Below are 13,107 nucleotides of genomic sequence, written 5' to 3'. Positions count from 1 at the left end.
CGAGAAATCATAACCATCAAGTTAAATAAGGATAGAGCTGAAGCTAACAATCTTACTCTTGCACCAGATAATCTGACTGCATATGCAAGTGTTTCGATAGAATGGATAATAAATATAAATAGAGATATAAGAATTAATTTTTCTGTTAAGAGTTCCAAAACAAATTACCTACTTTAATATATTTCTTCCCATAATACCACATATATTTCCAGTTTGTGTTATGGAACTATCCTGCCCCGTTAGTGCCATAAGAAAAAGCTGCCTTAAATACAGTTCCGATCATAGGCTAAAGCACCTATTAGTTGAATTAATCGACTAACCTTCTATTGATAAATACCTACACAATTGTTAATAAAACTAACAGTTACTTCATAAGGATACAACGCTATTTTATATTTTTCATTAAATCCAGCTAACAACCAGGATTGTTTTTTCACAGCGACTACGTATGACACAAGTAAAAGAGCTATTCCAATAACCAATAGTCCGTAATCCACTTTTATACCTCACAACGCCAACTTTATTTCTAGTTTTTTCCTCCGTTGTATACTTTTAAGAGGAAACAGTATGTGTTACAATATATTGATAGTTATAAAATGGTATTTTAGTTAATAATTACATACCGCTAATAGGGGTCAAGTAGGGAATTTTCTGTAATTCACACCGATTATCATTTGAATCTCGTAATTAGTAATAATCTGCTTGTCGTTAAAATTTTAAAGAGCCTTTTTGCATATTAACCCAAAAAGGAGAAACTTAAAATTTATATGGAAATTAATTTTATCTGTCATAATACAATACACTCTTATGTATTTAATTTATGAGTAATTCTTTGAAAAATTTTTTTCAGTAAAATTTAGTTCTTTAATGGAGGTTTTTATTTGGATACTAAAGTACCATTTTCATTTATTTTAGTTATTGGTTTAATGTTATTTGCTCTATTTTTTGGGGCAGGAAATTTAATTTTTCCACCAATGCTTGGTCAATCAGCAGGAATCAATATCTGGTCAGCAAATGCAGGGTTTTTAATAACAGGAGTTGGCTTACCGTTACTTGGTGTATTAGCACTTGGTTTTTCGGGGAAAGATGATTTACAGTCGTTAGCAAGTCGGGTACATCCTGTATTTGGTATTCTATTCACAACGGTTCTTTATTTAGCCATTGGACCTTTATTTGCTTTGCCTAGATCAGGAAACGTTTCTTTTGAAATCGGTGTAAAACCATTTTTGTCCGAAAATTCAGGCCCTTTACCTTTACTTATTTTTACAATCATCTTTTTTAGCATTACGTGCCTTTTTTCGATCAATCCCGCGAAAGTTATCGGAATTGTCGGGAAAATCTTAACACCAATCAAGTTAACGTTCATTGGAATCCTAGTAGTAGTTGCTTTTAATCATCCAATCGGAGATTTTCAGGCACCTGTTAAGAGTTATACAGTTCAACCATTTTTTAATGGGTTTAGAGAAGGTTATTTAACAATGGATACGCTTGCATCTTTTGTTTTTGGCATCATCATCATTAATGCCATTAAAGAAAAAGGTGCTAAAACAAAAAAACAAATTATGGTTGTTTGTGGAAAAGCAACTGGAATTGCTGCCTTTATCCTGGCAACCATGTATTCAGCTCTTTCTTATATGGGTGCTTCAAGTGTAGAAAAACTTGGGTACCTAGAAAATGGAGGCACTATCTTAGCAAAAGTCTCGAATTATTATTTTGGAGCTTATGGTGGGCTATTATTAGGATTAATGATTACAGTAGCTTGTTTAACAACAAGCGTAGGACTTGTTACATCTTGTTCTTCATTCTTCCATAAACTATTTCCAACGGTACATTACAAAACAATTGCTATTAGTTTATCTATTTTTAGTGCAATAGTTGCCAATATTGGACTAACACAGTTAATTGCAGTTTCAATTCCTCTCCTAACAGCTATTTATCCATTAGCTATTGTATTAATTTTCTTAACATTTTTTCATTCTTTATTTAAAGGGAAAGCTGAAGTGTATCAAGGAAGCTTACTTTTAACATTTTTCATTAGTTTATTTGATGGATTAAACCGAGCTGGTATACGCTTTTCATCCATTAATAATTTCTTTCATGAAATTCTTCCTCTGTATGATGTAGGACTAGGGTGGATTATCCCAGCAATTGTTGGAGGATTTATAGGGTTTAGCAGTAGCATAATACGAGTGAAATTCGGTCTTAATCATCCAACTAGAATAGTTAAAAGAAAAAAAATTTCTTAAATATGTCAACCATTTTTTTTATTTGTTGACACTTTAATCGAACGGCACCTGTTCGTTCTATAAGGGGTCGCGTCAGGAAAATGCAGATTTACAACGTTAAGGAAATTTCGATATTAAAAATCCCAATTTCTCAGCATTAATATTGAGAAATTGGGATTTTCTCGTTATTCAACTAAACTGCCCCGATAGTTCCATAAAGAAAAAACTGACTTAAAGACAGCTCTGATCTTCAGCTAATGCGCCCTTTAGTTGAATAAATATCTATAGTAAATTAGATATAAATTTATGAACTGTCTTATTAAAAACCTTTGGCTGACAAAGATTACTAGGGTCAAAAGAATTTTCGATTACCTTCAACTCCGAATTTTGAATGCAACTCGATACCCGTTCCATCATTTTTTTACCCAATTTAGTATAGTCACCTACTAAACAAAGTGTAGGAATATTAACCTTTAATAACTGATCATTAAATCTAATTCTATTTATTGCTTTTCTTTGGATTTTCGTTTCATATGTCCTCATGTTAAGTATAATGCTTTCCATCTCTTTGCAAGCAATGGACCATCTTTTATATGAGGATTTTGTTAATTTTGCTAACCACTTTTTAGGCATATGTAAAATCCATGTTTGATTGGCTCCTACCATTGCTAATAATTTTTGAAGGGAATCAATTGAGGTATCACAGAAACTATCGACTATAACGAGTGCCTTAACAATATCTGGGGATGCAAGGGCTACCTTTTGAATTAAAACCCCACCATATGAAACTCCAATAAATGTTGCTGAAGAAATTCCCAAAAAAAAGTAAAAGCTCTTTAATATCTTCTGCTTGTTTATCTAAAACACTTTCCACATTACATTCTAAAAAACCAGAGTTCCCATTACCTCTTAAATCAAGTAAAATAACTTTGAAGTGTTGTTGAAAGTATTCTATTTGTGGCTTATACATTGAGGATGAAGCCCCTAATCCATGTACAAACACTAATGGCTCTCCTTCACCATAACACTCATAAAATATATCTATATCATCTTTAACTTTTAAATAAGGCATTTACCCACCCACTTTATTCGATTCTTAATAAATTAACCTGCCCCGTTAGTTGCATAACGAAAAGGATTGCCACAGCAACCCCCTTTTTAAATTCAAAAATCTTTTACTGAAGCAGAACGGAATTAGTTGAGAGCAGCATTTCGTCTATACCAATCCTCTAATGACATCTCTCCAAAGGATTCCTCAAAGTCCAATCTTAAAGGAGCAATCAATTCAAGAGAATTTCCGTCTGGGTCATTAAAATAAATAGCTGCGTGAGCTTGTGGATTGTTATCAAGAACTAAAGGTTGTTGTTCTTCAGTTAAGTCAAAGGCTGTACCAATTTCAATCCCTTTACTATTTAACCAATTTTTTGCTGATGTCATGTCCTCTATATCTATTTGTAAAGCTACATGTCGTATTGAAGGATGGTATGGAATTTCTACCTGGTTTGTTTCCCATAGACCAAGCCAACTTTTACCTTTCTCAAGTTAGAAGAAAGCTACTTTATCATTTTGATATGCAATTTCTAGATCTAATTTTTTATAAAATTTTATTGTGTTTTCAAGATTACTTACAGGTAAATGTGCCTCGTAAAGACCTTTTATCATTTCTCGTCCCACCTCGTTATGATATCTATAAATTCCTAATATTTACTGTTCATACTAAATTTGGATTTTACAGAAATTAGATCGAATCAAGCTACATTTATAATCGTAGTTTTTGAGATTAAATCAGAATTTTATTGAACTAACCTGCCCCGATAGTTCCGTAAGGAAAAAGCTGCCTTCAAAGACGGCCCCGATCTTAAGCTAACGCACCCGTTACTTTAAATTTCACAATCTGTTCTTTGTCCAAAATGATATTTTCCTTTTTAAGACTATTTTAGCCATAATAACCGACGGAGTTTAAGATTATAACGCCAATGATGGTAAAACTTAATCCTCCAGCTATTATTAAGACGAATGTTCTGATTTTTTTCGTATCAAACCACGCAATTAACCCCGTTAGAATTGTAAAAATAATTCCGAAAAATATTGATGCATAAGGATTAGTTGGTTGAATCCAATCATACCAATTTAAAAAATCCATTAAATCTCCCCTATTTTAGGCTATGTTTCGTATTAAAAGCACTACATTTTCTAGATTAGTTCAGTTCTAAAAACAACCTGGATTTCCTCTCTGATCATTTGATAAGCAGACATTTCGCCTTGAATGTAACCACTTCTAAAATCTATTTCATCTTCTTTAAATTTATTTTTTAACATTTCAGCAATTTTTTTATATTTTGCTAAAACTTTTTCTATGTGAGCTATCTTGTCATTTTCGGTAGATTCCAACAGTAATTCCAAGTCAATAACAATTTTTTCATAACCAAGAGCCATTCCTTCAAATAAACCTCTTTGAAATTCTTGAGGAACTTTAGCTATTTCTTCCTTAGCTTCTTCAGGTATATCGTCATAGTACATTCCATTTACTAGGTCCAAGAGGTTATTTTTACTTTGCTCTTTTGCTTCGGAAACTCTTCTTTTTAACGAACTAATTAAATCTTTTACTTTTGTATTCACCATATCTCCACCTTTGAAATAATCAAATTCTCTTACTAGTCGATTAACAATCAGACGATACGCTTTACTCATTCCAAACAATAATTGTCTTTCCTGCTCATCAGCAGTTTCAAGCGTTCTACTAAGTTCTTTTTCCATATCTATAAAATCTAAAATGCAATCTTCAATCTTTGCTCCCCGAAACATTTTCTTTCTATAATCAGACACTTTAAACACCTCTTAAAATAAAACTACCATCTTTGTAAAAAAATGTAAACAATAATTGTTTACATTTGTTTACAAAAAACGACTGAAATTTTTATCAGTCGTTTAAACTTATATTCATCTTCAACTATCCTGCCCCTTTTGTTGTATAAAGAAAAGCTGCCTTAAAGACAGCCCGATCTACAGCTAACGCACCCGTTAGTTTAAGTACAAAATTTCACATACTTTTTGCAGTTAAATTAACCCCATACTTTTTCTATGCAAAAGCGATACCGTATTCACTGTTTTTTTTAGTAAAGATCAGCAAAAAAAATTAATTATTCATCTGCATTACCCATTGATATACCAAGGCCTACTAAGCATCCTGGACTTCTTTTAAAGCTTTTGTACGCTGCTTAATCCTGGTGCATTAGAAGTTTATTAAAAAGTAAGATCAACTTTAGTACTGCGTGAATTAAAATAGTTACAATAATAAATAATTCTAGACCTATAAAAGAGAGAGCTATTTTGAAAGACTAGCTCTCTGCAATCTATTATGTTTATATGTTTAAATGGATAGTACTCCGAACAAAACACCTACAATTATCATAACTAATGCTGTACCTACAGCATACTTGGCTGTAAAGCGAATATGATCTCCTATTTCTATGCCAAGAAGCCCCATTAATATATAGATAGAACCTTGGAGTGGACTTAACAAGTGCAAGGGTTGTCCTAATAAAGAAGCTTGTCCCACTTCCATTGGATGGATACCGAAGTTGGCAGCTGTTTCTGCCATAATCGGTATAATCCCGAAATAAAAGGGAGCATTCGCCATAAAAAATGTAAATGGCATGCTTATAAGTGCAACAATAACTGTTAGTTTTGGTCCGAGGGAGTCTGGAATAACTGCTATTAGGGTATCTGCCATGGCGCTAACCATGCCGGTACCATCTATAATCCCTGTAAATACACCTGCTGCAAATATCATGGAGACAACAGTTAATATATTTCCTGCATGTGCGTGTAAGCGATCCTTCTGGTCCTGTAAGTTGGGATAATTTACAATCATAACGATTGCAAAGCCGAGCATGAATAAAGCAGGCAACGGTAAGAAGCCCGTAAGTAAAGCCGCCAATACTAAAATCGTAAAGCCTAGGTTAAACCAAAATAATTTAGGGCGTTTTATTGATGAGTCCATTCCTACCTCAACTGCAGCAGCAATTTCTTCTTCGTTAAAAGCTTCAATATCGATAACTCCTAATCTCTTACGCTCACGTCGACCCAAGAAGTAAGCCACTCCTAAAATCCATAACACACCCGCAATCATAGAAGGAATGAGTGGTAAAAGCAGGTCTATTATATCAACTTTTACCGCCGCCGTAGCCTGGGCAGCTGGTCCCCCCCACGGTAACAAGTTCATAACCCCCATCGCTAATGCAGGAATGCAGGCCAAAATGAGTTTATTCATACCCAGTTTATTATATAAAGGAAGAAAAGCTGTTACTACAATAAGGTAGGTAATAGTACCATCACCATCTAAAGCAACTACCAATGATAAAATTGCAGTGCCCAGTACAATTTTTAATGGGTCACCGCCTACCATTTTTAAAATTCTTGATACTAGTGGATCAAATAATCCTGTATCAATTAATACACCAAAATATAGAATGGCAAAAATAATCATAATAGCAGTAGGAGCTATAGTCTCGAGACCTTTTAACATCATCGGTCCTAAATCCGTAAATCCTGCAATTAGCGCAAATATGATTGGAACAACCGTAAGTGCACTGAACGCTGATAAGCGCTTACTCATGATTAAATACATAAATACCACAATCATGGCAAATCCCAGAAATGTTAACATAGTATGCCCCCTCTTTATCTTCCCTGACTTTTTAGAATACATGTTGAATACGTTATTTCGAATCATATATGAAAATTTTCTATAAAATAAGTTAGCACTGCTAAATGGACTCTTAACATCACTTCATTGTAAGGGTTTACAAAACTGACATTATTGAATTCCCCTGTAATTGTTGCTATGAACCATATCTTGAAGTACTAGTCATTATACATCCAATTGATCATTGATCCGTTAAGATAATATTACCAATACGCTGGTATCTTGCTCTTTTAATAGTCTCATCTGATTTTTACAGTTTTAAATCATTCACTTAATTACACCTCTTTTTCATTTGAATTTTTTTTATGAATCACCACTTTAATTAAAGAGTGCTCATTACATGTAAGAAATTTTTTTAATAGTTAAAGTAACATAAAGATCATTTATTACCTTTAAACAAAAAAACTCAAAAAGATAACGTTTTCAAAAACCTTTTAATTTTAAAAATAAAGCAATATTTGGTGATTCTTATATTCCACTAGTCATTCAGCATATAATATTTTTTTTATTAAAATATTCAGACATACACTGGCGATATTTTTAACAAATCAAAAATTGGATAAAACTAACTAACTAACTATATCTCTAAGAATCAACGTCTTTCTGTAGTAATATTTTTTACTTTTATAGTTTGTGTTGTAATATTTTTAACTATTAAAAGCATACTATCATGGATTCTTATTATAAGTAAACCTTTTTTTATTAAGCAGAGAGTTGATGATGGTGAGTAGGATATCTGGTTAAGAAATAAAAAGGTGATAGGAGCAAGGATTCAATTGAATCGTTGCTCCTATCACCTTATAGATTTAATCACTATAGTGATAATCCATTTTGGTAAGAATTGAATTAATTTCATCAAGACGATTTTTGGTTTTTTCAGGGTAATTGATGGCTATGGCACTTACAAGATAATCCGCTACAAGCATAGATGCTATTGGTGAATTATGAAAAGCGATACTACTAGAATTACATGGCAATACTAAATCCGAATACTTAACTAGAGGAGAAGAATAACTATCAGTAATAGAAATAATTTGTGCCTTATTGTCTTTAGCTGTCATCGCGAATTCAACAATTCTTCTGGCGTATCTTGGAAAAGAGGTTGCGATGACTAAATCCTTCGAAGTAAAATTAATTCCTTTATCAACCCAATCACTTAAATCAGCAACAATCAATTCACAGTTTCCAAGTAGACGATTAAGTCCAAAAGTTAAATGTTGAGCCACTGGTAATCCACTTCTCACACTGGTACAAAATATTCGCTCTGCAGACACAATCATTTCTACCGTTTTATTTAAACTCTCCGTTGAAATCATCTCTACTGTAGATTGAATATTATTGAGTTGACTTTCTGCAGAGCGAATCCACAAATCACTTTCATTTAAATCTTTTAAATTTGCCTCTAATCTAATTTGAGGAGCTGCTCTATTACGTAAAAGTTCCTGAAGTCCTTTTTGAAATTCAGTATATCCCGAATAATTCAGACTAAAAGTCAATCTCATAATGGTGGTAGTACTAGTTCCTACAATTCCAGCCAATTGATCAACGGTTAAAAAAGCGACATCCACGGGATTTTTAATAATATAGTCCGCAACTCTTCGTTGTGTTTCTGTTAATTCTGATATCTTGTTTTTTAATTTTAATATTGGGTTTTCCATAAGATTCGCTCCAATTGAACATATTATATGTGTAAATTTTATATTTTTTTATTCTTATAAAGTATTTATTACGATACTCAATTGAATTTTAGCATTTTTATTTATTAATGTAAAAAAGAGTCCGTTAAATAAGAGTATTAATATTTTCCTTACCTGAAACTTCTAGAACGTATCCATAAACGTTATGCATGATTATTTCATTAGTAGTAAATAAAGTTTCTTAAAGAACTTTGGAATAAATGAGCAAGTAAAAGGTGATCGAATCTTTCACGTTAACAATCTAATTCGCTTTCTTTGTTCTTAAGCTCTTTTTCTTCTTAAAATTCAGTTTCTTTTAAATGTCCTTTAAAAAAGGGGTTTACTTTAATAAATAACGCTGTTAGTATACATTTAAGTTGTTAGTAATAAATATTACCCCTAAACAAGTTTTAGTAATATTTATTACTTGGAAACTGAAGTTAAGAAAAATAGTGGAGTTTTCAATGACTTACAACTCTTTTTTTTGTCAATAAACTTAGAAAAATAGCGTGACAAATTGTTGAAGAGACAGGAAATACACTAAAAATTATGTGGTTTTTGAAAGCGTTATCTTAGTTGATGGTACATCAAAGATAAGATAACAAGTAACATTTAGTAGCTAATTGTTTAGTAAATGGAAACATAAAAAAGTTAAAGGAGTGCATGTCATTGAGTAACTTAGCACCGTTATTGTCGGAAGAAATTATCGAAAGAGCAAAACGCCTTAACACTACACTTATATCAGATGCGATGGGTTGTACAGGTTCTATGGATTATAAAATAAAGCCTGTAGCACCAGGTATGAAAGTAGTTGGTACTGCTCTAACAGTAAGCTTAAGACCTGGAGATAATTTGTTTCTTCATCAAGCTATCTATGATGGGAAAGAAGGTTATGTATTAGTTGCGGATGGAAAAGGACATCTTTCAAACGCCTACCTTGGAGAATTGATGGCAGGAGCTGCGAAAGCCATTGGACTTGAAGGAATCATCATTGATGGATTAGTTCGTGATAAAGAAACACTTAGCGAATTAAAATTCCCTATATTTGCGAAAGGGTTTATTCCAAACGGTCCTCTTAAAGATGGTCCCGGTGAGCTTCATAAACCTATTTCTTGTGGAGGGGTATCCGTTATTCCAGGGGACTTGATCATTGGTGATGATGATGGTGTTATTGTGGTTCCAAGAGACAAGATTGAAGTGGCTCTTTCTAAGGCAGAGAAAAAACTAGATTATGAGAAAACGCGCATAGAAACCATTACAGTTTATGAAACAACCCGCAAGCAAGGTAAACCAGAAGGAAGCATTGAACCTCCTTGGTTGAGAGAACAAATAAAAGCGTATGGACTATAAAAAGAAGGGAGACCTTTAGAATGATATTAGGTTTTATTGGATTTGGAGAAGCAGCCTTTGAATTATCCGTTGGATTAAAACAAGAAGGTTTAGAAAAGATTTTCGCTCATGATGTCATGTTAGACCATCCTACTTTCGGTCCGCAAATAAAAGAACGGGCTATACAAGCGCAAGTGGAGCTTCGTTCCAATCCCGAGGACGTATTAAATGAAGTTGATGTAGTCATGGTAGCAGTACCAGCAGATAAAGCTTATGAGGTTAGCGAAGTGTTAAAACTTCATCTGAAGAAAGATTGCATTTACGTTGATGTATCGGCTTCGACTCCTATTGTAAAACAAAAAATAAACAAAAACATACAAGAAAAGAATGCATTTTTTGTCGACGCAGCAATGTTAGGACCTCTACCAGTTTATAAACATAAAGTTCCTATTTCAGCAAGTGGCAACGGAGTGGATCGGCTTATCGCCTTAATGAGTCCATATGGCATGGATATAACTAAGGTGAGTGAGAATCCTGGCGACGCTTCCGCTATAAAACTAGTGCGCAGTATTTATATGAAGGGAGTAGCCGCCCTTTATCTTGAGTTGTTAGAGGCCGCCCATGAATTTAATATAGAAGAATTGGTTTTAGATTCGATAAGTGAAACTATGGATAGCAAGAGCTTTAAAGAAACCATGAATCGATTAGTTACTGGAACGTCTATCCATGCATTAAGAAGATCAATTGAACTAGATGGCTCTATCCAAATGTTAGAAGCTTCTAATCTTAATTCAGTCATGTCTAAGGCAGCAAAAAACAAATTAGAAAGATTAGCTACATTCAATTTGAAAGAGAAGTTTAAAGGCCAAAAACCTAATTATTGGTTAGAAGTCATTAAAGCATGCAAAGAAGAAAACACAATTGTAAGTAGTTAAAAGAAATAAGCTATATCACTATTATGGGGTACCACCATTGGTAACACTTCCCCTTTGTTTTACATTATCTACCTAAGAGAATATTGATTTTTAGTGAGACAGTTTTTTTGAGATGGTAACTTTGTTTACCTCTCCAAAGCTATTACACAAAACAGAGCAACCCTTCGAAGATGGAGATTTTATAACTGAACTTCAATTATCAAGACCAAAATTATAAAAACCTTAATATTAAAGGAGAGTACATATTAACCATGTATAATATGTACTCTCCTTTTATCTTTTTACGAACTAACGCACCCGTTAGTTCTATAAGAAGAGCTTCATAACTGCTCTGATAATTACCTATAGCATTAAGAAGTACAATTAATTCAAGTCCTTATTTTTTCAAATGATAAGGTACAGTTGTTACTACCACGTCTCTTCGAAACAGTAAGAAGGCTCGAATAAGAAAACTTGATTGATTGTGAAGAATATTGTGCCAGCCTTTTTTGGGAATAAATTGTGGAATAACAACTGTTACCTGATAATTCCCTTCCCTTGCTTTATTCTCTACAGTATCAACAAATTTGGTAAGTGGGTTGATGATACTTCTATAATGAGAGTGCAGTGTCACCAGTCTTACTTCAGGTTGCCATTTCTTCCATTTTTCTTCAAATTTCTTCTCGTCTTCTCTTTCAAATGCAACATACACTGCAATAATTTGTTGAGGAGAAAGCGATTTAGCATAATTTAAGGTATTTTCTACAACATGAGTCATGCCAGCAACAGGCACTATCATAACATTACCGTCAATGGTCGCAGATGGTTCACAAGTTGTAAGCCTAAGTTGGTCTCCAACAGCTTCATAATGCTTTCTAATTTTATGAAAAACAAAGACAATGATAGGTAGAAAAATTAAGATTGACCAAACCTGTGAGAACTTTGTTAAAAAGAACATTAATGTGACGGTTAAGCTAATAACGGCACCCGTAGTATTAATAATGAATTTTGGAACCCACCCTTGCGGCTTCTCTCGTAACCATTTAACCATCATTCCCGACTGAGACAAAGTAAATGGAACAAATACACCAACTGCGTAAAGTGGGATAAGATGCTCCGTTTCTGCCTGAAAAGCAAGGATTAAGATGATTGAAGTAATTCCAAGTATGATAATCCCATTAGAATATCCTAATCGATCTCCTCTCATAAGAAACGCCCTTGGAATAAACTTATCCTTTGCAAGATTTACTGCCAATAATGGAAAAGCAGAATAACCAGTGTTCGCAGCTAGGATTAAAATCAATGCTGTAGTTCCTTGTATAAAGAAGTACATGAAATTCCGCCCGAAAGTTTCTTCGGCAATTTGGGAAACAACGGTTACCTCTCCACTAGGAGTAATACCATAATAATAGGCTAAAAATACAATTCCAGAAAATAGTATGGCCAGCAAGGCTCCCATCGCCATTAATGTTTTAGCAGCATTATTAGGAGCTGGGTCTTTAAAGTTAGGAATGGCATTCGATATGGCTTCAACCCCTGTTAAGGCGGAACTTCCTGAAGCAAACGCCCTTAAAAGAATAAACAAACTGATTCCCGCCACAGGTGTACCTATTGGGGTGTGCAATTCAGGCGAAACTCCTCCAGTTAGAATATTATAAATACCCACACCAATTAATATAAACAACGCTAAAACAAATAAGTAAACGGGGTAGGCTAATATTGAAGCAGACTCCGTTACACCTCTTAAATTCAAAATTGTAATAAGAATTACAAATACAATGGCAATTTCCACATTATAGTTATGTAAAGTAGGAAAGGCAGATGTTAAAGCATCGGTCCCTGCAGACACACTTACAGCAACAGTTAGTATGTAGTCTACCAATAGGGATCCTCCAGCTATTAAACCTGGATTTACACCTAAATTGCTCTTTGAAACCACATACGCTCCACCGCCATGAGGATAAGCAAAGATGATTTGCCTATAAGACAATATGAGAGCTGTTAAAAGAATTAATACACCAACTGCGATAGGAATTGAATACCAAAATGCTGCTGCACCTACCGTAATCAATACTATCAAAATTTGTTCGGGTCCATATGCCACTGATGATAGAGCATCAGAAGAAAGGATTGCTAATGCTTTCTTTTTGTTTAATCTCTGTTCTCCTAATTCATTGGATTTCAGAGGTCGCCCAATTAACATCCTTTTTATAAGTGAAATCATTATTCCAAACCACCCTAATAGATTTTATGAG

At 33.7% G+C, this 13,107-nt stretch carries 12 protein-coding genes; 3 read left to right on the top strand and 9 right to left on the bottom strand.

Annotated features, from left to right (window positions below):
* Positions 1–158 (bottom strand): lipid II flippase family protein (locus ACIQZD_RS24565; protein ID WP_402907228.1); only part of this gene is annotated, 158 nt, incomplete at its 3' end.
* A gap of 723 nt (positions 159–881) precedes the next feature.
* On the opposite strand from ACIQZD_RS24565, the gene brnQ reads away from it, so the two are divergent.
* Positions 882–2,246 (top strand): branched-chain amino acid transport system II carrier protein, encoded by a 1,365-nt coding sequence (gene brnQ / locus ACIQZD_RS24560; protein WP_402907223.1) that lies wholly within the window; start codon positions 882–884, stop codon positions 2,244–2,246.
* 261 nt (positions 2,247–2,507) lie between these two features.
* Here the strand turns inward: brnQ and ACIQZD_RS24555 are convergent, their stop codons facing one another.
* From ACIQZD_RS24555 to ACIQZD_RS24525, 7 genes are all read right to left on the bottom strand, one after another.
* Complete coding sequence (locus ACIQZD_RS24555) at positions 2,508–3,044, bottom strand: alpha/beta fold hydrolase (RefSeq protein WP_402907222.1); 537 nt, start codon at positions 3,042–3,044, stop codon at positions 2,508–2,510.
* A complete protein-coding gene (locus tag ACIQZD_RS24550) occupies positions 2,956–3,297 on the bottom strand; it encodes an alpha/beta fold hydrolase (RefSeq protein ID WP_402907220.1) in 342 nt (113 codons plus the stop codon). The genes ACIQZD_RS24555 and ACIQZD_RS24550 overlap by 89 nt, the downstream gene beginning before the upstream one ends.
* A gap of 122 nt (positions 3,298–3,419) precedes the next feature.
* On the bottom strand, positions 3,420–3,662 hold the full coding sequence (locus ACIQZD_RS24545) for a VOC family protein (protein ID WP_402907218.1): 243 nt from the start codon (positions 3,660–3,662) through the stop codon (positions 3,420–3,422).
* A 499-nt stretch (positions 3,663–4,161) separates the two neighbouring features.
* A complete protein-coding gene (locus ACIQZD_RS24540) occupies positions 4,162–4,368 on the bottom strand; it encodes a hypothetical protein (RefSeq protein WP_048682657.1) in 207 nt (68 codons plus the stop codon).
* Positions 4,369–4,418: 50 nt separating this feature from the next.
* The gene (locus tag ACIQZD_RS24535; protein WP_402907215.1) at positions 4,419–5,051 is read right to left on the bottom strand and encodes a hypothetical protein; all 633 of its coding nucleotides are present in this window, start codon (positions 5,049–5,051) and stop codon (positions 4,419–4,421) included.
* A gap of 544 nt (positions 5,052–5,595) precedes the next feature.
* Entirely contained in the window at positions 5,596–6,894 is a 1,299-nt protein-coding gene (locus tag ACIQZD_RS24530; RefSeq protein ID WP_402907213.1) for a CitMHS family transporter, read from the bottom strand.
* 845 nt (positions 6,895–7,739) lie between these two features.
* A complete protein-coding gene (locus tag ACIQZD_RS24525; protein ID WP_402907211.1) occupies positions 7,740–8,591 on the bottom strand; it encodes a MurR/RpiR family transcriptional regulator in 852 nt (283 codons plus the stop codon).
* Between the two features lie 687 nt (positions 8,592–9,278).
* Here ACIQZD_RS24525 and ACIQZD_RS24520 point away from each other — a divergent pair.
* Positions 9,279–9,959 carry an RraA family protein gene (locus tag ACIQZD_RS24520; protein ID WP_402907209.1) on the top strand — a complete coding sequence of 227 codons (681 nt, stop codon included), beginning with the start codon at positions 9,279–9,281 and terminating at the stop codon, positions 9,957–9,959.
* Positions 9,960–9,979: 20 nt separating this feature from the next.
* Positions 9,980–10,873 (top strand): prephenate dehydrogenase/arogenate dehydrogenase family protein, encoded by an 894-nt coding sequence (locus tag ACIQZD_RS24515; RefSeq protein ID WP_402907207.1) that lies wholly within the window; start codon positions 9,980–9,982, stop codon positions 10,871–10,873.
* 376 nt (positions 10,874–11,249) lie between these two features.
* Here the strand turns inward: ACIQZD_RS24515 and ACIQZD_RS24510 are convergent, their stop codons facing one another.
* Complete coding sequence (locus tag ACIQZD_RS24510; protein ID WP_402907205.1) at positions 11,250–13,076, bottom strand: APC family permease; 1,827 nt, start codon at positions 13,074–13,076, stop codon at positions 11,250–11,252.
* Positions 13,077–13,107: the final 31 nt, after the last annotated feature.

Origin of the sequence: Peribacillus sp. NPDC096447 (assembly GCF_044762725.1) — a bacterium.
GTDB lineage: Bacteria > Bacillota > Bacilli > Bacillales > DSM-1321 > Peribacillus.
This window is presented reverse-complemented; position numbering and strand designations above follow the sequence as displayed.

Coding starts and splice junctions, on each gene's coding strand:
- ACIQZD_RS24550 (WP_402907220.1), bottom strand. CDS start 3,297: ATGCCTTATTTAAAAGTTAAAGATGATATAGATATATTTTATGAGTGT.
- ACIQZD_RS24545 (WP_402907218.1), bottom strand. CDS start 3,662: ATGACATCAGCAAAAAATTGGTTAAATAGTAAAGGGATTGAAATTGGT.
- ACIQZD_RS24540 (WP_048682657.1), bottom strand. CDS start 4,368: ATGGATTTTTTAAATTGGTATGATTGGATTCAACCAACTAATCCTTAT.
- ACIQZD_RS24530 (WP_402907213.1), bottom strand. CDS start 6,894: ATGTTAACATTTCTGGGATTTGCCATGATTGTGGTATTTATGTATTTA.
- ACIQZD_RS24525 (WP_402907211.1), bottom strand. CDS start 8,591: ATGGAAAACCCAATATTAAAATTAAAAAACAAGATATCAGAATTAACA.
- ACIQZD_RS24515 (WP_402907207.1), top strand. CDS start 9,980: ATGATATTAGGTTTTATTGGATTTGGAGAAGCAGCCTTTGAATTATCC.
- ACIQZD_RS24510 (WP_402907205.1), bottom strand. CDS start 13,076: ATGATTTCACTTATAAAAAGGATGTTAATTGGGCGACCTCTGAAATCC.